This is a genomic window from Caldisericia bacterium (genome assembly GCA_030018355.1).
In the GTDB taxonomy this organism is placed as follows: Bacteria; Caldisericota; Caldisericia; order B22-G15; family B22-G15; genus JAAYUH01.
The window spans coordinates 216,144-235,584 of record JASEFN010000003.1; the positions used below are offsets into that span (position 1 = coordinate 216,144).

The window sequence follows — 19,441 nt, forward strand, 5'->3', positions numbered from 1 at the left end:
ATTTATTATACCATAATTTTTTTCAAAAAAGAGTTGCCATATTTTGTCTTTAAACCAAAAATATCTCCTATTGTTGCTCCCAAATCTGAAAATTTATTAATATTAATATAATTGTCTTTTTTAATACTCTTTCCATATATAAAAATTGGGACATTCTCTCTTGTGTGATCTGTATGTTTTAAAAATGTTGGATCATTACCATGATCTGCTGTTATTATTAAAATATCTTCATCTTTTAACCATCTTAAATAATTTCCAAGAAATCCATCAAATTCAAGAAGTGCATTTGCAAAACCCCACAAATCTCTTCTATGTCCATAATTCATATCAAAATCAACAAGATTTGTAAAAATTATAGAGTAATCATTTTTTTCTATTGTTATCTTTAAAAGTTGAGCCATATTTTCAGTGTTGTTTTCAATGTGGATTGTATCTGTAAAACCTCTTTTTGCAAAAATATCATAAACTTTTCCAATTCCAAGAGTTTTATAACCATTTTTAATCATAATATCTAAAAGAGTATCTTCTGGTGGTTCAAGTGAATAATCTTTTCTATCAGGTGTTCTATAAAATTTACCAACTTCTCCTGCAAATGGTCTTGCTATAACTCTTGCAACAGCGTGTTCACCTTTTAATATCTCTCTTGCAATTTCACACATTTTATATAGTTCATTTAAAGGAATAACATCTATGTGTGCTGCTATTTGAAAAACAGAGTCAGCAGAAGTATAAACAATTGGATAGCCAGTTTTTATATGTTCTTCACCTAATTTTTTTATAATTTCTGTTCCAGATGCAGGTTTATTCCATAATACCTTTCTTTTTATTCTTTTTTCAAATTCTTTTATAATTTCATCTGGAAATCCATCTGGGTAAACTGGAAAAGGTTTTGATAATTTTACTCCCATAAGTTCCCAATGTCCTGTTGTTGTGTCTTTTCCGGGAGATTCCTCTTCTAAAACACCAAAACTCGTTTCTGTTTTATGATTTAAATTATAAAGTAAATTTAATAAACCAAAATTTGTTAAATTTGGAAATTTTATTCCCGTTTTTTCAATTACATGTAGTAAAGTATTACTATTTTCATCTCCATAACTTTTTGCATCTTTTGCACCACCAATACCTACTCCATCAAGAATTACTAAAATCACTCTTTTTATCATTTTTCCTCCACAAAGGATGTGTGTTTAAATATATTTCTCTCAAATAATCTTTTGTGAGATGAGTATAAATTTGTGTTGTTGATATATCAACATGACCTAAAAGTTCTTGAACACTTCTTAAATCTGCACCTCTTTCAAGAAGGTGTGTTGCAAATGAATGCCTTAACATATGAGGATGAACCCTTTTCTTTAGTTTTGCTTTTTTTGAATATCTTTTTAATATGTTGTTTATATGCTGCCTTAATAATTTTTCACCTTTTTTATTTATAAACAAAAACTCACTCTCTATTTTTAATTTTTTTCTCTCCTCAAGATAATCAACTATATAAGTTTTTGCTAATTCTCCAAATGGGACAATTCTTTCTTTACTTCCTTTTCCAAAACATTTTAAATAATTATTTTCAAAATCAAGATCAGAAACCTTTAAATTTATAATTTCCGAAACCCTTAAACCAGAACTATATAAAAGTTCAACAATTGCTCTGTCTCTTTTTCCTTTTAAGGTTTTATTATCTATTACATTGATTAATTTTTCTATTTCTTCAACTGTTAACACTTGAGGAAGTTTTTTCTCATTTTTTGGAAAAACTAAATCTTGAGTTGGATCTGTTAGAATTAACTCTTCTCTAATTAAAAATTTATAAAAAGATCTTATTGCAGATATTTTTCTTCTCAATGAAGATGGTTTTAGTTTCTTTTTTGAAAGAAAAATTAAATAATTAAAGGCATCCTTCTTATCAATTTCATAAATATCTTTTTTTATTAACTCAAGATATTCTTTAAAATCATCAAGATCATTTTTATAAGATAAAATTGTATTTTTAGAAAATTCTTTTTCAAATTCAAGATATGAAATGAATGTTTCAAATAGATCTAATGTTTTCATAGGCATAAAGTATCGAAAAAGCAGTTTTTAAATCTTCTATTTCTCCTTTAAGAATGAGTTTATATGCTTCTTCTATTGTTAAAAAAACTACTTTTTCTATTTCTCCTTCATGTTTAAATTTATCTGAAACAAAATATGAATTTTTACATAAAAAAATATGTATTATTTCATTTGAAAAACCAGGAGAAGAGGCAAATGAGCCTATTTTTTCAAAATCTCCTGAAAATCCAGTTTCTTCTAAAAGTTCTCTTTTAGCACATTCAAGAGGGTCCTCACCCTTTTTTAATTTACCTGCTGGAATTTCTAAAAGAATTTTTTCAAGAGGAGATCTAAATTGCTTTACAAGTATCAAGTTTTTTTCTTTCGTTATAGGAATAATTCCTACTGCCCCTGGATGAAGAACAATTTCTCTAAATGACTCTTTTGTATCATTTACTAAAATTTTCCTTTGAATGACTTTTATCAGTTTTCCATCAAATACTATATCTTCTTTTATCTTTTTTTCCATTAATTCTCGAAGTAGAAATCGATTATTCTTTCAACAACATCAATACTCTTCATTAAATCTTCAATTCTTATATACTCTTCCTTTGTATGAACATTCATCATTCCACAAGAAAGAACTATAGTTTTTATTCCTTTTTCATGAAATATATTTGAATCAGAACCACCCATTGTAGGTCTTACGATTGGCTTTATGTTTAAAGAATCAAAGACTCTTTTTATTAAAACAATCAATTTATCATCTTCAGAAAACTTGTATCCATTATATTCTCTATTTAAATAGTAATCTAATTTTCCTCCTCCTCCTTTTTCTGTCTCTTCAATAAATATTTTTATAATTTCATCTGTTAATTTTAAAAGTTTGTTTTCGTCTCTACTTCTTGCTTCACCATGAACTTCAACAAAATCTGGAACAACATTTGTTGCATTTCCACCCTTAATAATTCCTATATTTGCAGTAGTCTCTTCATCAATTTTTCCTAATTTAATTCTTCCTATTGCTCTTGATGCAAGCAGTATTGCATTTATTCCTTTTTCTGGCTCTGCTCCAGCATGTGATGCTTTTCCATAAATAAAAAATTTAAAAGTATTATGATATGGAGACTCACTAACAATTTCACCAGGAGGATTATGCATATCAAAAACAAATCCCTCTTTTGCATCTATATAGGAAAGATTAACATTCTTTGCCCCTTTAAGTCCTGTTTCTTCTTCAACAGTTAAGACTATATCAACAACTCCATTGAGTTTATCTTTTTTCCTTTTTACGCCTTCAAGAATTGCAATTACACCAGATTTATCATCTGCACCTAAAATTGTTTTTCCGTCTGTTTTAATTATTCCATTTTCAATAATTACATTTATAGAATCACCATCAATAGGGACTGTATCTATGTGAGCATTAAGTAAAAGTGCTTTGTTCCCTTTACCAACTTTAAGATACATATTTCCCAAGTCATCAATTTTCCATTCACCAAGATCTTTATAAAGTGTAAGTATCTTTTCTCTTACCTTTTCCTCATGACCAGAAGGAGAAGGAATTTTACAAAGTTCAATGAAATTTTTTATTGCATTATCCATCATTGACCACTCTCTTCTTTAACTTCTTTTTTCACCTCTTCTTCTATTTTTTTAACCTCCTCCTCTTTAATGCCTTTTTGAGATCTTATTTTTTCAATCTCTTCTTCTTTTTCTTTTATTTCATTCTCTATTTTTTTGATCTCCTCAAAAATTGATTGAACTGCCTCAAAAATTTCATCTTTTGATTTTCCTTGCTTGTATAAATCATAAACTTTTGTTCCAAGTTCCTTTAATTTTCCTCCTTTTTTACCTTCTAAAACAAGAATTGAACCTTTTAAATTTGCAATTTCAGCAAACTCTTTTGTTTTTTCTGCACTTACCTTTAATCCCTTTTTAATTTTTTCCCAAAATGATCCATTCATCTTTTTTACCTCCTTTTAATATATTTAAAATTTAACATGTTTTCTTATATCATTTATATCAAGATTTATATAATTTGGTTCACCTGTACTTTTAATTGCAGATTCAATATCTTTTAATCCATTACCTGAAACTATTACAACAATTTTTTCGTTTTCATCTATTTTTCCTTCTTTTTTCATTTTAATTAAGCCAGCAAGGGGTGTTACGCCAGCAGGTTCACCAAATATGCCTGTAAGTTTTCCAAGAAGTGGTATTGCACTAAGAATTTCTTCATCAGAAACAGAAATAAAATTTCCATTATATTCTCTTGCAAGTTTCAAGGCCATATTTCCATTTCTTGGATATCCTACACATATTGAATCTGCGACTGTTTTTGGATTATCAATTGGTTCAACTCTCTCTTTATTTTCAATAAATGCTTTAACAATAGGAGATGCACCCTCTGCTTGTACCCCAATTACTTGAGGAATTTTATTAATCAAGTTTAATTTATATAAATCATAAAAACCTTTATAAACTCCACTATAAATAACTCCATCACCAACAGAAACAAAAATTTTATCTGGCACTTCAAAATTCATTTGTTCCCATATTTCAAAAGAGACACTTTTCTTACCTTCAATTGTATATGGATTATAAGCGGTATTTCTATTATACCAGCCAAACTCATCACTTGCTTTAATGCAAAGATCAAAACATTCATCATAACTTCCCTTTACAGCAAAAACATTTGCACCAAAAGCAAGAAGTTGTGCAATTTTTGCTTTTGGAGCAGTTTCTGGAACAAAAATATATGTTTTTATTCCAACACTTGCTGCAATTCCTGCAAGAGATGATGCTGCATTTCCTGTTGATGCTGTTGTAATTGAGTTAAACCCAAGTTCCATTGCTTTTTTAACAACTATAAAAGATGCTCTATCTTTAAAGGAGGCTGTTGGGTTTCTACCGTCATCTTTAATCAATAAGTTGTTAAGTTTAAGATATTCATTTAATCTTTTTGATTTATAAAGTGGAGTCATTCCAACATTTAGAGGTGGAGAGTTTTGTATATCTTCTATTGGAAAAAGTTCATGGTATCTTAAAATATTGTTTGGTCTATCTTTTAAGTTTTCTTTTTTGAAGTTTAAATTTTTATAATCAAGTTCTACAAAAAGAATTCCATCTTTTCCGCACTTTGGGCAAGTATATTTTACTTCACTTTCTTCATATTCACTTCCGCAAAGAATACATTTTAAAAATTTAATTTTTTTCATGATTTTATTATAATACTAAAAACATTCCAATTGAAGCAATTATTCCCATAATTCCACCAAAAATAAATGTTGCTTGTGGAGAAATAAATTGCCAAAGTAAACCACCAATTAAAGATGCAGGGAAAAGTCCTATTCCAACGAGGGTTGCATGGAGTCCAATTAAACTACCTTTTATTTCATCTGGTGAAATATCTGCTACAAGGGCTTTCTCAACTCCCTCAGTAAAAGCAGAGTATAAACCATAAATTGAAAATAGAATATATATAAGAAGAGTGCTTTTAGCGAATGCGTAAGAAAGGTAAACTATTCCATAAATTAAATAACCTATAACAATTATCCATTTTCTTCCAATTTTGTCAGATAATCTACCTAATGGATATGAAAAAAGTGCATAAGTTATATTGTAGACAAGATATAGAGAGAGAACTGAAATAATCGAAAATCCTATACTTTTTGCTTTTAATAAAAGAAATTGATTTGATGAATTACCAAATGTAAAAATAAGAGTTATGAGAAGAAATCCCTTCAATTTTTTTGGTATAATTTTTAAATTTAAAATTAACTTTTTTCCAAGAGGCAACCCTTTCGCTGTCTCCTTAACAAAAAATAAAATAAATACACCCAAAATTCCAGGAATTATACTAAATAAAATAATGTACCTAAAAATAGGTAAATAATTAGCAACAATATTCGCTCCTTTTTCAATTGATAAAAGTTCAAATCTTTTAATTAAATATAAAGAGATTAAAACACCAAAAAATGCACCAAGTGTATCCATAGTTCTATGTATTCCAAATGCTCTTCCTCTTCTTTCATTTACAGATTCTGCAATTAATGCATCTCTTGGAGCAGTTCTAATACCTTTACCTATTCTGTCAATAACTCTTCCTAAAAAAACTCCTCCCCAACTTTGGGCAAAATACATAAAAATTTTTCCAATTACTGAAAATGAATAACCAAAAATTGCAAGTGGTTTTCTTTTTTTAATGATATCTGATAAATTTCCTGAAAATACTTTAAGTAAACTTGCTAAACTTTCAGCAATTCCTTCAATTAAACCAATAATTTGAGGTCCTCCTCCAAGAGCAACAATATAAAGAGAGAGTAAAGGATAAAACATTTCTGTGCTAATGTCTACTAAAAAAGAGGTTAAGCCAGTTAAAATAACATTAAACATAAAAACCTCCTAACTTTTTATCATTATTATTATTTTAGTCTAAAAAGTAAAAATCAATATATGATGATATTGTATTAATTTCGATAAAAATTTTATTTTTCCCTCCTTCCAAATAGTATATATTATGGTTTTTCTTTTTAAATCCTAAATCAATTAAATTAGATGTTATATTTTTTGATTTTAAATTCAATTCTACATTATAAATTTTTCTTAAACCAATTTTAATAAAAGATGGTTTAACATTTATTTTTATGAATAATTCATTTTGATTTTTTGGTAATTTTATTTCAATAAATGAAGACTCCGAATTTAAAAAAAACTCTTTTAATAAAATATTTGAAAAATCAAGTTCATAATTTAATGATTTACCTTTTATATTTAAATTTAAAATTTTATTCTCATTAACAATTAAATTGTATTCATCAGAATTATTAATATATCTTTTTATAACATTTTGTAATAAAAAGTAATTGGTTTTATCTTTTAAAATTTCACTGTATAGGTAAATCTTTTTATATGATGTATAATCAAAAATAAAATCTTCATTTATTTTTTCACCAAATATTTTAAAATATCCTGACTCAATTTTTAAATTTATATTTAAAAGTTTATTTAAACTCTCTTTTTTAAATGTCTCAGAAAATAAAATTCTTTTTTCAAGAAAATTTGGATAAATGTAAAAATAAAAAATGGTTGCTATTAAAGTTATTATAAGAAGAATGAATTTTCCTCTTTTTAAAATTGAATTTAAAATTAAATAAAAAGAGAAAATTAGTATAAGTTGAATTTTATAAATTTTAAAAAAACTTAACAAATCAATGGTTATAAAAAAATAAAAAATTATAAAAATGAAAATAAAAAAGATTATTAATTTAATTTTTTTCACTTCGTATGGAACTCAACAATGTCTTTATCTTGTAATATATAATCTCTATTTACTTGTTGACCTTCAAATCTACTTGAGCCCCAAAGTCGAGCATATTTTAAATTTTTTGCAATCTCTTTATGTAATTTATAAGCAGCATCTAAAACAGTTGATCCCTTTTTTAAAATTAGCGGATCTGTCATATCAGGTGGTTTACCAGGTTCTTTTGTATAAACTCTTATAATATTTAATCCTTCAAAGATTTTTTTCATAACAACTTCAATATTTATTATTGATTCACATGACCCAAAAGTAATAGGAATAGAAGTATTTAAATTTTTTAAAATATTATCAATTTCATCTTGAGTTAATAAATCAGATTTATTAATAAAAATTAATCCTCTTTTATTTAATGGACCAAAGAGATGATCTTCGCTTAATCCCTCACCAAGAATTTTTATTCCTTTATCACTAAGAATTTTTAAAATTTTATCTAATTCTTCATTTAAATTCATTTCAAATGATAAGACTATTAAAATAAGATCTGAATTTCTAATAATGTCAAAAATTGTATAATCACTATCTTGATCAATTGGTGGTAGATCAATAAATTGAATTTTTATATCCTCAAAAGGAACCATACCCACAACGGGTGTTTTTGTTGTAAAAGGGTAATCCCCTATTTCAGATGGAACAGAGGATAGAAGATAAAAAAGTGTTGATTTTCCTGAATTTGGTGGACCAACAAGTGTAACTTGTCCTGCACCCTCTCTCTCAATATAAAAAGAACTTCTCTTACCTTTATTTTTTCTTTGATATTCTAACTCTTCTTTTAATTTTGATATTTTTGCCTTAATCTCTGCTTGTAATTTATCTGTCCCTTTATGTTTTGGCATTATTGCATACATTTTTTTAAGAATTTCAATTTTTTCTTGAATTGTTTTTTTCTCTCTATATTCTCTTTCTAATTCATAAAATTGAGGTGGTAAATTAGCAGGCATATAAAAAATGGCGGATGGGGCGGGATTCGAACCCGCGAGGCAGGGTTTACCCACCTACCGCATTTCAAGTGCGGTGCCTTCAACCACTCGGCCACCCATCCAAATTAGAGGGGATTTCTCCCCTCAAAAAATAAAAAATTACTCCAATGTAATTGCTCCGGTTGGACAAGCGTCAACACAGAGCCCACATTCAATACATGCTTCTGGGTGAACAACATATGATTTTCTATTTTCACCTTCTCCTCTCATTTCAAAAACATTTGGATCTGCTGGACATACATTGTAACACTCTTCATCACCATTGCACTTCTCATGGTCAATAATTGGTCCAGGCATTATTCACCTCCTAAAAAATATCTATTGTTATTTTATCATATTTTATAATATAATTAAGAAAACTATTGATCTTTGAGGTTTATGATGAAAAAATATTTAAATTTTATATTAATTTTTCTAATATCAAATTTTTTAGTTTTGCTGTTTTTTTACATTTTTAAATATTCATATATTACTCACTTATTAATTGAGTTCTTCGCAATCTTTATGCAAATTTCATTATTCTTAATTCTTATTATCTTACCAAGATCAAGAATAACTCCGCTTATAGAAATATTAGGTATGGCATGTTTGAGTGGAGGTATTTTAGATATTTTTCATACAATTTATTATCCAGGTGGTCCTTCTAATATAAGTAATATTCAACTCTCTGTTGCATATTGGATGCTTGCTCGATTGATTCAATCTGTTTCTTTCTTTTCAAGCATCTTTTTTATAAAATATAAAACTATAAGATGGAAATTATTATATTTTAACATGATAACAATAACAATAATAGCAATTTTCTTACCACATTATCTACCAAAAAATATATTTTATGTTGAGGGAACAGGTACAACTATTTTAAAAAACATGTTAGAAATAATTTATGGTTTACTATTTATCTCTTCTGCTATTTATCTAATAAGATATCCATATATATTTTTTGGAAGACTATCTTTGGGTTTATCAGAATTCTGTTTCATAGGATATATTACTGGATTTGAGCCAATTGTATGGCTCGGTCATAGTTTAAAATTTACAGGTTTTTTATTAATTGCAATTTTTAGATACAAAGAGTTTTTATTTGAACCTTTAAAATCTATTAAAGAGATTGAAGAGAAATATATAAAAGAAGATATTGAATCAAAAGTTAATTTAAAAGAGATAACAGAATTAATAGAGTTAAATCTAAAAATAAGAGATGAGATTATAAAATATCAAGATTTAGATAGTATCTACAAAACTCTTGAAAAATATTATAGTAATTATTTTAAATCTATACCTTGTGCTTTATTTGAAAACAAAAATTTAATTTATAAGAGTGTTTCAGAATTACCAAATAATTATTTTGAATATAATAATAGCAATGAATTTAATAAATTAGAATTTGATGAATTAACTATTTTTTCAACAAAAATTGACGATAAAATAAAAGAAAATCTTCTTTTATCTTTGTTTAAGTTTATTTTGGTATATATTAAAAAATTAAAACTAATAGATGAATTGGAAAAAACTAAAAGTGAATTGATTAAAGTTGATGAATATAGAAAATTTTTTATAAGATCTTTTTCACATGATATTAGAACACCATTGAATGTTGTTTATGGTTATGTGCAACTTTTATTAAGCGGTTTTTATGGAGAAATTTCTAAAGATATTTTAGAAATCTTTAATAATATTAACTTTTCTTTGAAAAATGCTTTAAATTTTGTAGAAGATATATTAAATTTAACAAAACTTGAAACTGGAGATTTAAAATTAAAAATAAAAGAGATAAATATAAAAAATTTATTTAATAATATAATATATGAATTGAGTCATCTTGCAAAAGAAAAAGAACTCTATTTAAATCATAAATTTATAGGTAAAGAGATTGTTTTTACTGATGAGTATGCAATAAAATCAATATTGACAAATTTGATATCAAATTCAATAAAATTTACTAATACTGGCGGAGTTGATATTTTAGTTGAGGTTAAAGAAGATGAATTAATAATTAATGTAAAGGATACAGGTGTGGGAATTGAAAAAGATAAAATAAATGATATATTTAAACCATTTGTAAAGTTAACAGAAAATGGAAGAGGTTTTGGTTTGGGTTTAAGTTTAGTAAAACATTATGTAGATTTATTGAATGGAACTATTAATGTTGAAAGTGAAGTTGGAAAGGGTTCAATGTTTGTTGTAACTATTCCAATAAGAGTAATTGAAACAAAAGAAATTGAATTTAAAGAGAAAAAAGATATTTTAATAATTGATGAAAATGAATTAACAAGAATTTATTTAAAAAATATTTTAAGAAAATACAATATTATTGAAGCAAGTAATTATAAAGAAGGTATAATAAAAGCATATGAGTCATATCCCAATATTATGATTATTCATTATAATTTACCAGAATTAAATGGATTAGAACTAATAAGATATTTTAAAACACAAGAAGAGTTTAAAGATACAAAATTTATTTTATTTACAGTATCAAAAGAAATAGAAACTGATGAAGCAATAATTATCGATAAAGGGACAAATCCAAATGATATTTTGGAAATTATAAATAATTTAATTGGAGGAAAAAGTTGATATGAAAATATTAATCGTTGAAGATGATCCTTTAACGAGAAAAATGATGGAAAATATGATCAATTTGTTAAAATATGATTTTGAATCTGTTTCAAATGGAGTTGAGGCTATTAATGCTGTTAAAGAAAGAGATTTTGACATAATTTTGATGGATATAAATATGCCTTTAATGGATGGTATAAAAGCAACTGAAGAGATAAGAAAATTAGAGAAAGAGTGCTTTATTATTATGTTAACTTCTTATGGAGATGAAGAAATGATGAAAGATGCTGCATTAAAGGGCGCAGATGATTATATAATAAAACCAGTTGAATTAAATATATTAAAAACAAAAATTGAACTTGCAAGAAAAACCTATATTTTTTATAAATATAAACACGAATTTTTAAAAGAGACAACAAAAAAATTGACATTAAAAGAAGAAGAGATCGAAAAGTTAATAAATGAAAATAGTAAACTAACCTTTGAACTTTTAGAAAAATTATCAAAGATTTCTGAATATAGAGATGATGAAACATTTGAACATACACAAAGAGTAGGAACATTATCTTTTGAAATTTCATTGAAATTAAATCTTCCATATGATTTTTGTTATTATATTAAATATGCATCACCTTTGCATGATATTGGAAAAATTGGAATTCCAGATAGAATTTTATTAAAACCTGCAAAACTTACAGATAGTGAATTTGAAATTATGAAACAACATACAATAATAGGTGCTGAAATTTTAAAAGGTTCAACATCAGCAATATTAAAAATGGCAGAAACAATTGCTTTAACACATCATGAAAGATGGGATGGTAATGGTTATCCCAATAAACTCAAAGGATTGGAGATTCCTTTAGGAGGGAGAATAGTAAATATAATTGATTCAATTGATGCTATGGCAACGAAAAGACCTTATAAAGAAAAATATAGTGAAGAAAGGGTTTTAGATGAGATTAAAAATAATAAAGAAAAGAGATATGACCCACTTTTAGTTGATTTAGTTATAAACTTTTGGGATGAAATAAGAGAGAATTACTATTAAGGAGGTTAATATGTACACAAGAACACTTGAAGAATACTTAAACCTTTTATCTTCTCCTTCACCAACTCCTGGAGGTGGTAGTGTAGGTGATTTGATGCTTTCATTTTCAGCAAGTCTTCTTTCTATGGTATGTGGATTATCAAAAGGAGTTGAAACTTATATTGAAGATTTAAAAAAACTAAGAGATGAATTTTATAATTTATCAATTGAAGATGAGGAGTCATTTAATTTAGTAATGAATGCTTATAAATTGCCAAAAGAGAGTGATGAAGAAAAGAAAATTAGAAAAGAAAAGATACAGGAAGCACTAAAAAAGGCAACAGAGACCCCTTTTAAAAGTTTAAAACTTGCTAAAAATTTAATTCCATTTATTGAAATTTTATTGAAGGAAGGTAATAAAAATGCAATTTCTGATATTGGTGTTGCTATACTTTCATTAAAAAGTGGTGCTTTATCTTCATATTTAAATGTAAAGATAAATTTAAATTCTATTAAAGATGATAATTTTGTAAATGAAATTAGTAATGAATGTGAAAAAATAAAAAATGAGATTTTAGAATTTGCCGAAAGAAGTTTTAAAGAAGTCTTAAATATTTTAAATCAATAATAAACCCTATCTCCTCCTAAAGATTTTGAAAAGTAAGCATATTTATCTGCTTTTTCTAAAAGTTCTATTGAATTAATTGCATCTTCTGGATATGTAGATATGCCAATGCTAGCAGTTATTTTTACACCTTCAATTTCACTTGCATTTATTTCCTCTTTTAATCTATCTGCAATTTTTTTTGCACCTTCTTTATCTGTCATAGGCAAAACTATTACAAATTCATCTCCACCATATCTAAATGCATAATCTGATTTCCTTATAATTCTTTGAACTATTCTTGCAATATTAACAAGAATTAAACTACCAACTTGATGGCCTTTTGTATCGTTGATTCTTTTAAAATTATCAAGGTCAAAAAATATAATAGATAAAGGTAAATTATATCTTTTTGCCTTTTCAAACTCCTTTTCAACTGTTTCTTTTAAAAATCTAAAATTTCCTAATCCAGTTAACTCATCAATTAAACTTAACTTTTTTGTTTCCTCATAAAGTTTTGCATTTATTATTGCAACACCTATAGTATTGGAAAGTGTTTCAATTAAAAGAACATCACTTTCTGTAAATCTATTATAAACTTTTGATTCAATATTAATAACACCAATTGGTTCATTTTCATAAAATATAGGAACTGCAAGTTCAGATTTTGTGCCTAAATCTTCTATATAATCAGGATCTTTTGACACATCATTAACAACAATTGTTTTTCTTTCTCTAAACGCCTTTGTTATTATGCCTTTTGGATAATCTATATCTATTTCAAAATTTTTTATATGGAATCCAAAATTTACCAATTCTTTCAATTTATTATCAACTTTGAGCAAAATACCAACCTTTTCATAACCAAAATTATTAACGAGAACATATACAATTTTCTCTAAAAGATCAATCGTATTTAATGATGAAAGAAAATAATTTGATATTTGATTTATTATATTAATTAATTTTAATTTTTCTTCAATCTCTTTTATTGAATAAATTCTCTCGATAGATATATTTAAAAGATTTCCAATTGTAAGTAATGAATCAATTTCAGTTTTACTCAAACTTTTTTCACTCTCAACCCCCAAAACCCCCTTAATTTTATTTTTTATGAATATTGGATAAACAAATTCAGATTTAATGTTCTCAACAACTTTTAAATAAGTTTTTTCTTTTGTTACATCATCTATATAAATCCAATTTTTTGTTTCAAAAACTTTAGATAAAATACCTTCTCCAAGTTTTATCCTTCTTTTGTCAATTTCGTATGTTCTTAAGTTATAAGTTCCCTTTAACACAAGTTCATTAGTCTCTTCATCAAGAAAATAAATAAAAACATTTTTAAAACCAAGAATTTTATAAATATAATCTGAAATTTTAATTAATAATTTGTCTAAATCAGTTTCTTTTATTGTTAATTCTGATAATTTATAGATATTTTTAATTTTATTCTCATAAAACTCTATTTTTAGAGCAATAATATTCTTAAAAAAAATAAAAATAATTAAAAAAATTAATATAAAAATTAAACTAATTAATAAAATTTGCATTTTACTTCCTTAAATAAAATTATTCAAAATAATTTTCAACTATTTTCATTATACTATATTTTATGGCTTCATAAAAAAGTCCACCTTGTAGATACCCAATATAAGGCTCTTTTAGTGGTGCATCAAAAGAAAATTCGATAGATGAGCCTTGTGTAAATGTTCCTGCTGCCATAATTACTTCATAATTGAAGAAATCTTCTTTTATTGGTTCTAAAAAAACATCTGAATCTATTGGTGAAAATTTTTGAACAAGTTGTGCAAATTTTATTAATTTATCTCTACTTTCAAATTTGATTCCAAGAAGTGTATCTCCTCTTTTTTCATACCATTGCGGGAAAACCTCAAAATTATATTTTTTTAATAAATTTGATGCAAATGTTATTCCTTTAAGTGTTTCACATACAATATGAGGTGCAAAATATAAACCTAAATAAGCAAATCTTTTAAAGTTTATTTGAGCACCTCCATATTTTCCAATGCCAGGAGATGTTAAAAGAGAAGCACATTTTTCAATAAGTTTACCTTTTCCAGCAATATAACCTCCAAATGGCGTTATTCCTCCTCCAGGATTTTTTGTCATTGAGCCAGCAATAAGATCTGCTCCATATGTGGTTGGTTCTTTTTCTTCAACAAATTCACCATAACAATTATCAACAAAAACTATAATATCTTCCTTTATTTCTCTAATTTTTTTAATATATTCACCAATCTCTTCATTTGTTAAAGTTCTTCTATTTCCACTATAACCCATAGATTTTTGAATAAAAACCATCTTTGTTTTTTTAGAAATAACTTTTTTTAAATCTTGTGGATTATTTATTAAATCAATTTCTTTGTAAAGAACATTCATATCTTTTAATGAAAGAGGAGATTTTTTAATTCCAATAATTCTTTGTATTGTGTCGTATGGTTCTCCTGTTATTGTTAAAAGCTCATCATCGGGTTTTAATAAGGAGAATAGAACAATAGAAATTGCATGAGATCCAGATGAAATTTGAGATCTAACAAGAGAATCTTCAGCATCAAAGACTTTAGCAAATACTCTTTCAAGTTTTTCTCTTCCAATATCACCAAATCCATAACCAGTTGAATCACAAAAATCGCTCTCTCTAACCTTAAATTCTCTAAATGCTTCAATCACCTTTATAAAATTTTTTTCTTTTATTTTTTCATATTCTTTTATCTTATTTTGAATTTCATCTTCAACCTTTTTTATGATATCTTCCATCTATTCCTCACAATTTCTAAAATCTCATCAACAACTTTTTCACTATCTTTATTCTCAATATTAATAAAAATTATATCTTTTTCTTTTCTTAACCATATAATCTGTTTTCTTGCATATTCTTTTGTTTTTTTAATAATCTCATTTTTACATGTTGTAATATTTATTTCTCCTTTTAAATATTTTAAAACTTCTTCATAACCTATTGCTTTAATTGATGTTTTGGAAAAACCAAATTTTTCATTTATATATTTAACTTCTTCAACAAAACCTCTTTCAAACATTCTTTCAACTCTATCTTTTATTTTCTCATAAAGAAGTTTTCTATCCATTATTAAGGCAATTTTTATTGAATCAAATCTTTCTATCATATTTTGAAAAGTTGAAAAAGGTTTATTGTAAATATAAAAAACTTCTAACGCTCTAACAATTCTCTTTTTATCATTTTTTGAGATTTTATTTGCATACTCTGGATCAACTCTTTTTAATTCTTCATAAAGAGAATCTAAGCCCTCTTTATTTACTCTTTCTAATAAATTTTTTCTTATTGTATCATCTTTTTCAGGTGGATCAAAATATAAAAGAGTTCTTAAATATAAGCCTGTTCCCCCAACAATTATTGGCATTTTTCCTTTATTTATAATCTCATCAATCTTTTTCAATGCAATCTCTTTATATAAGCCACTTGAAAACTCTTCATTTGGATCAATTATGTCAATAAGGTGATGAGGTATACCTTCCATCTCATCTTTTTTTATTTTATTTGTTCCAATATTCATATATTTATACACTTGAAAGGCATCACAAGAGATAATTTCTCCATTAATTTTTTTTGCGAGTTTTACTCCTATTTCACTTTTTCCTACTCCTGTAGGACCTCCAATATATATTACCTTTTTCATCTATTTTATAATACAATGAATTTAAGAGATATGAAATGGCCAGATGATCTTAAAAAAGTACCCTCTGCTTCTGGAGTTTACATTTTTTACAATGATAAAAATGAAGTAATTTATGTTGGAAAAGCAACCTCATTGAAAGAGAGGTTAAGAAGTTACCTTGACACTAAGAGTGTTATTTTTCCAAAAGATAAAATTTTAAGAGAATCAATTTCTAATTTTGATTACATTGTAACATCTTCACCCTCAGAAGCACTTCTTCTTGAAGCAAATTTAATTAAAAAACATAAACCAAAATATAATATAAGATTAAAAGATGATAAATCTTATCCATATTTAAAAATTGTTATGGATGATTTTCCATATATTGAAGTTAAAAGAGGATTAAAACAAGATAACGCTCTTTATTTTGGTCCTTTTGTTGATGTTAAATCATTAAGAAGAGTTGTTTCTTTGGGAAGGAAGATATTTAAATTAAGAAGGTGCATAAAAAAACTTCCAAATAAAAAATGTATCTATTTTGATATTGGGGAATGTAGTGCACCATGTATAGGAAATATATCAAAAGAAGATTATCAAAAGAAAGTTAAAGATTTTATTTTATTTATTAAAAATGATTATAAAAAATTAAAAGATTCTCTTATAACACAGATGAATGAATATGTTAAAAAACTTCAATTTGAAAAAGCAGCAGTAATAAGAGATTCAATAAAGGCAATTGATAAAGTTTTTTATTCTCAAAGAGTATTAACAAATGAAGATATATCATTTGATGTAATTTATCTAATAAAAGAAAAAGATAGAGTTTTAATTGAGTATTTAGAAATAAGAAATGGAAGGCTTATATTTGAAAAACCTTATGAGATGATAGGAAATAGTGAATCAAAAGAAATTATTTCAACATTTATTTCATTATTTTATTCAAGAAAAATTGATGCTCCAGATTTAATAATTACAAATTATAAATTAGCCAAAAAAGATGAAATAAAGAAATTTTTACAAGAGAAGTTTAGAAAAGATATTGTCATAAGGTTACCTAAAAGTGATTTTGAAAAGAGTGTAGTTGAATTTGCGAGTGAAAATGCAAAAGAACATCTAATGAAATTAATTTCACCAATTAAAGATGAAACACTTAAAAAAATAAAGGAACTATTAAAATTAAATAAAATTCCAGAATATATTGAAGGTTATGATATCTCAAATATTAGAGGAAAATATGCAGTTGGATCTCTTGTTGTTTTTCAAAATGGAGTTCCAAAAAAAGATTTTTATAGAAAATTTAAAATAAAGTTCACAAAAGGACCAGATGATTATGGAATGCTTAAGGAGGTTTTTTTAAGAAGATTTTCTCATATTGGTGATAAGAAATTTTCTTGGGAACCAGATTTAATTTTGATAGACGGAGGTAAAGGACAACTAAATATTGCTCTTGAAGTTAAAAAAGAACTAAATTTACCCTATAAATTTATTTCAATTGCAAAAGAAAATGAAATTCTCTTTTTTGAAGATTTTGATTATGAGATTGTTCTTCCAAAAAATAGTGATGTTCTTCAACTCTTTCAAAAAATAAGAGATGAGGCTCATAGATTTGCTAAAAATTATTTTAAAAAACTTTTAAGAAAAGGTGAGTTAGATAGTTAATATTTAAAAGAACCATCTCCAATAAATTCTCTTAAAATTGATGTTTTGGGAACATCTGTTGGTTGTAGAGGCACAAAATGATCTAAAAAATTTAAAAGAATATTTGCTTTTACATATTCATCATCTTTTTCATCTATACTTAAAAGATTTCTCTCTGCATAATACTTTAATATTGGAAGTTCATATAAAAGAGAGGAGTTAAACATAACATCTACACTTTCTTGAAATGGAAATATATATTTCTCTTCACCCTGAATTACATTTTTCCACTGCTTTATAGTTTCTTTTGGTGAAATTTTTCTAAAAACTGCGTCTCTAACTATCCTTCTAATTAATCTTAAATCTCTTGTTGGGATTCTATTTAAATTATCAAAATTTATTTGAGTTAAAGCAGAGATATAAATTTTAAATTTTAATTTTTCATCAATCTCCTCAGTTAAAATAGGATTAAGAGAATGAAGTCCTTCAACTAAAATAATCATTCCATCTTGTGGCTCTATTTCATAACCTTTGACTCTTTTTCCAGTAGCAAAATTAAATTTAGGAGAATGAATTTTTTTTCCATTTAATAATTCACTTATATTTTTTTGAAGAAATTTATAATCAATAGAGGCTATTGATTCATAATCAGGTTCACCATACTCATTTAAAGGAGTTTTCTCTCTATCAAGAAAATAATCATCAGTAGAAATGGTAATTGGTTTAAAGCCAATTACTCTAAGATAAATTCCAAGTTTTTTTGTAAATGTTGTTTTACCAGATGATGTAGGACCAGCAATTAAAACTAACTTACTTTTTCTTTCATAAATCAAATCACCAATCTCTTTTATCTTTTTTTCATGAAGCACCTCTTGAATTAAAATCAGTTCTAAAATTTCATTTTTAATTATTTTTTCATTTAAATCACCAACAAATTTTACACCAAGAGTATTTATCCAGTTTTGAGACTCTTCAAATGTATTGAAAAGTTTTTCTCTTTTATCTATATCTCCAACTCTATATTTATCTTTTTTGTCTGGCAAAAGAATTAAAAAACCATTTCTATAGGGTTTAATGTCAAAAACTTTTATCATACCTGTTCTTGGAAGGAGAGGGCCTAAAAAATATGAATAATAATCATCAATTGAATAAACAGTTATTATATCTTTTGAAAGATATTTAAATAGTTTTGGTTCAAAATTTCCTCTTTTGATTGAGAGAAGTTTTATTGCATCTTCTTTTCTTAAGTCAAATTTCTTTAAGTAAACATCATTTTTTATTAGTTTTATTAATTCATTTTTTATTATTGGTACAAGATCTTTTATTTCTTTACTTTCTATAACTTCACCATAAATTCCATCGCCATATGAGTATTTAATTTGGACTGTGAGATTAAAAAGAGAATTAAATAGATATGAAATAAGAAAAGTTATAGTTCTTTCATAGGTTCTCATTCCCTCCATATCTTGAATATCAATAAGTTTAAAGGTTGAATTTTCTTCTATTTCATCTAAAAAACCAACTCTTCTATTATTTACTATTGCTGAAGTATAAGGATAATCTATGTCGCTAATTAAGTCTATTAACCTTATTCTCATCTATTTAATTTTAACATTT

At 25.7% G+C, this 19,441-nt stretch carries 18 protein-coding genes and 1 tRNA gene; 4 read left to right on the forward strand and 15 right to left on the reverse strand.

What is annotated here, in order from left to right; all coding sequences use genetic code 11:
* Nucleotides 1–5 precede the first annotated feature (5 nt).
* The 11 genes from QMD25_04425 to QMD25_04475 form a co-directional block, all read right to left on the reverse strand.
* A complete protein-coding gene (locus tag QMD25_04425; GenBank protein MDI6861243.1) occupies nt 6–1,163 on the reverse strand; it encodes a phosphopentomutase in 1,158 nt (385 codons plus the stop codon).
* A complete protein-coding gene (gene xerD, locus QMD25_04430; protein ID MDI6861244.1) occupies nt 1,132–2,049 on the reverse strand; it encodes a site-specific tyrosine recombinase XerD in 918 nt (305 codons plus the stop codon). The genes QMD25_04425 and xerD overlap by 32 nt, the downstream gene beginning before the upstream one ends.
* Nucleotides 2,027–2,557 (reverse strand): NUDIX hydrolase, encoded by a 531-nt coding sequence (locus tag QMD25_04435; GenBank protein MDI6861245.1) that lies wholly within the window; start codon nt 2,555–2,557, stop codon nt 2,027–2,029. Before QMD25_04435 ends, xerD begins: the two co-directional genes overlap by 23 nt.
* Entirely contained in the window at nt 2,557–3,633 is a 1,077-nt protein-coding gene (locus tag QMD25_04440) for a M20/M25/M40 family metallo-hydrolase (protein ID MDI6861246.1), read from the reverse strand. Before QMD25_04440 ends, QMD25_04435 begins: the two co-directional genes overlap by 1 nt.
* Entirely contained in the window at nt 3,633–3,995 is a 363-nt protein-coding gene (locus QMD25_04445; protein MDI6861247.1) for a hypothetical protein, read from the reverse strand. The genes QMD25_04440 and QMD25_04445 overlap by 1 nt, the downstream gene beginning before the upstream one ends.
* 24 nt (nt 3,996–4,019) lie before the next feature.
* Entirely contained in the window at nt 4,020–5,249 is a 1,230-nt protein-coding gene (gene thrC, locus QMD25_04450) for a threonine synthase (GenBank protein ID MDI6861248.1), read from the reverse strand.
* 7 nt (nt 5,250–5,256) lie between these two features.
* Nucleotides 5,257–6,426 (reverse strand): MFS transporter, encoded by a 1,170-nt coding sequence (locus tag QMD25_04455; GenBank protein ID MDI6861249.1) that lies wholly within the window; start codon nt 6,424–6,426, stop codon nt 5,257–5,259.
* Between the two features lie 34 nt (nt 6,427–6,460).
* Nucleotides 6,461–7,312 (reverse strand): hypothetical protein, encoded by an 852-nt coding sequence (locus tag QMD25_04460; protein ID MDI6861250.1) that lies wholly within the window; start codon nt 7,310–7,312, stop codon nt 6,461–6,463.
* Entirely contained in the window at nt 7,309–8,292 is a 984-nt protein-coding gene (locus QMD25_04465) for a TGS domain-containing protein (protein MDI6861251.1), read from the reverse strand. The genes QMD25_04460 and QMD25_04465 overlap by 4 nt, the downstream gene beginning before the upstream one ends.
* A gap of 8 nt (nt 8,293–8,300) precedes the next feature.
* A tRNA-Ser gene (locus QMD25_04470) sits at nt 8,301–8,393 on the reverse strand.
* Between the two features lie 37 nt (nt 8,394–8,430).
* Nucleotides 8,431–8,628, reverse strand: coding sequence for a ferredoxin family protein (locus QMD25_04475; protein MDI6861252.1), 198 nt, complete (start codon nt 8,626–8,628; stop codon nt 8,431–8,433).
* Nucleotides 8,629–8,712: 84 nt separating this feature from the next.
* On the opposite strand from QMD25_04475, the gene QMD25_04480 reads away from it, so the two are divergent.
* The 3 genes from QMD25_04480 to QMD25_04490 are packed head-to-tail and all read left to right on the forward strand — an operon-like array spanning nt 8,713 to nt 12,551.
* Nucleotides 8,713–10,911, forward strand: a complete 2,199-nt coding sequence (locus QMD25_04480; protein ID MDI6861253.1) for an MASE3 domain-containing protein — start codon at nt 8,713–8,715, stop codon at nt 10,909–10,911.
* A 1-nt stretch (nt 10,912) separates the two neighbouring features.
* The gene (locus QMD25_04485; protein ID MDI6861254.1) at nt 10,913–11,944 is read left to right on the forward strand and encodes a response regulator; all 1,032 of its coding nucleotides are present in this window, start codon (nt 10,913–10,915) and stop codon (nt 11,942–11,944) included.
* Between the two features lie 10 nt (nt 11,945–11,954).
* Nucleotides 11,955–12,551, forward strand: a complete 597-nt coding sequence (locus tag QMD25_04490) for a cyclodeaminase/cyclohydrolase family protein (protein ID MDI6861255.1) — start codon at nt 11,955–11,957, stop codon at nt 12,549–12,551.
* Here the strand turns inward: QMD25_04490 and QMD25_04495 are convergent.
* The 3 genes from QMD25_04495 to miaA are packed head-to-tail and all read right to left on the reverse strand — an operon-like array spanning nt 12,545 to nt 16,207.
* Entirely contained in the window at nt 12,545–14,080 is a 1,536-nt protein-coding gene (locus QMD25_04495; GenBank protein ID MDI6861256.1) for a sensor domain-containing diguanylate cyclase, read from the reverse strand. The genes QMD25_04490 and QMD25_04495 overlap by 7 nt on opposite strands.
* 19 nt (nt 14,081–14,099) lie before the next feature.
* The gene (locus QMD25_04500) at nt 14,100–15,308 is read right to left on the reverse strand and encodes a methionine gamma-lyase family protein (GenBank protein ID MDI6861257.1); all 1,209 of its coding nucleotides are present in this window, start codon (nt 15,306–15,308) and stop codon (nt 14,100–14,102) included.
* Nucleotides 15,293–16,207: a tRNA (adenosine(37)-N6)-dimethylallyltransferase MiaA gene (gene miaA / locus QMD25_04505; protein ID MDI6861258.1), complete on the reverse strand. Its 915-nt coding sequence runs from the start codon at nt 16,205–16,207 to the stop codon at nt 15,293–15,295. Before miaA ends, QMD25_04500 begins: the two co-directional genes overlap by 16 nt.
* 30 nt (nt 16,208–16,237) lie before the next feature.
* Here miaA and uvrC point away from each other — a divergent pair, with 30 nt between their 5' ends.
* The gene (gene uvrC / locus QMD25_04510; protein ID MDI6861259.1) at nt 16,238–17,845 is read left to right on the forward strand and encodes an excinuclease ABC subunit UvrC; all 1,608 of its coding nucleotides are present in this window, start codon (nt 16,238–16,240) and stop codon (nt 17,843–17,845) included.
* Here uvrC and QMD25_04515 read toward each other — a convergent pair.
* On the reverse strand, nt 17,842–19,422 hold the full coding sequence (locus tag QMD25_04515) for a nucleoside kinase (protein ID MDI6861260.1): 1,581 nt from the start codon (nt 19,420–19,422) through the stop codon (nt 17,842–17,844). The two genes, uvrC and QMD25_04515, sit on opposite strands and share 4 nt — an antisense overlap.
* Between the last annotated feature and the right edge of the window lie 19 nt (nt 19,423–19,441).

Excerpts from the sequence above, each read along its gene's own strand:
- QMD25_04425 (MDI6861243.1), bottom strand. The coding sequence starts at position 1,163 with ATGATAAAAAGAGTGATTTTAGTAATTCTTGATGGAGTAGGTATTGGT.
- xerD (MDI6861244.1), bottom strand. The coding sequence starts at position 2,049 with ATGAAAACATTAGATCTATTTGAAACATTCATTTCATATCTTGAATTT.
- QMD25_04435 (MDI6861245.1), bottom strand. The coding sequence starts at position 2,557 with ATGGAAAAAAAGATAAAAGAAGATATAGTATTTGATGGAAAACTGATA.
- QMD25_04440 (MDI6861246.1), bottom strand. The coding sequence starts at position 3,633 with ATGGATAATGCAATAAAAAATTTCATTGAACTTTGTAAAATTCCTTCT.
- QMD25_04445 (MDI6861247.1), bottom strand. The coding sequence starts at position 3,995 with ATGAATGGATCATTTTGGGAAAAAATTAAAAAGGGATTAAAGGTAAGT.
- thrC (MDI6861248.1), bottom strand. The coding sequence starts at position 5,249 with ATGAAAAAAATTAAATTTTTAAAATGTATTCTTTGCGGAAGTGAATAT.
- QMD25_04455 (MDI6861249.1), bottom strand. The coding sequence starts at position 6,426 with ATGTTTAATGTTATTTTAACTGGCTTAACCTCTTTTTTAGTAGACATT.
- QMD25_04465 (MDI6861251.1), bottom strand. The coding sequence starts at position 8,292 with ATGCCTGCTAATTTACCACCTCAATTTTATGAATTAGAAAGAGAATAT.
- QMD25_04475 (MDI6861252.1), bottom strand. The coding sequence starts at position 8,628 with ATGCCTGGACCAATTATTGACCATGAGAAGTGCAATGGTGATGAAGAG.
- QMD25_04480 (MDI6861253.1), top strand. The coding sequence starts at position 8,713 with ATGAAAAAATATTTAAATTTTATATTAATTTTTCTAATATCAAATTTT.
- QMD25_04485 (MDI6861254.1), top strand. The coding sequence starts at position 10,913 with ATGAAAATATTAATCGTTGAAGATGATCCTTTAACGAGAAAAATGATG.
- QMD25_04490 (MDI6861255.1), top strand. The coding sequence starts at position 11,955 with ATGTACACAAGAACACTTGAAGAATACTTAAACCTTTTATCTTCTCCT.
- QMD25_04495 (MDI6861256.1), bottom strand. The coding sequence starts at position 14,080 with ATGCAAATTTTATTAATTAGTTTAATTTTTATATTAATTTTTTTAATT.
- QMD25_04500 (MDI6861257.1), bottom strand. The coding sequence starts at position 15,308 with ATGGAAGATATCATAAAAAAGGTTGAAGATGAAATTCAAAATAAGATA.
- miaA (MDI6861258.1), bottom strand. The coding sequence starts at position 16,207 with ATGAAAAAGGTAATATATATTGGAGGTCCTACAGGAGTAGGAAAAAGT.
- uvrC (MDI6861259.1), top strand. The coding sequence starts at position 16,238 with ATGAAATGGCCAGATGATCTTAAAAAAGTACCCTCTGCTTCTGGAGTT.
- QMD25_04515 (MDI6861260.1), bottom strand. The coding sequence starts at position 19,422 with ATGAGAATAAGGTTAATAGACTTAATTAGCGACATAGATTATCCTTAT.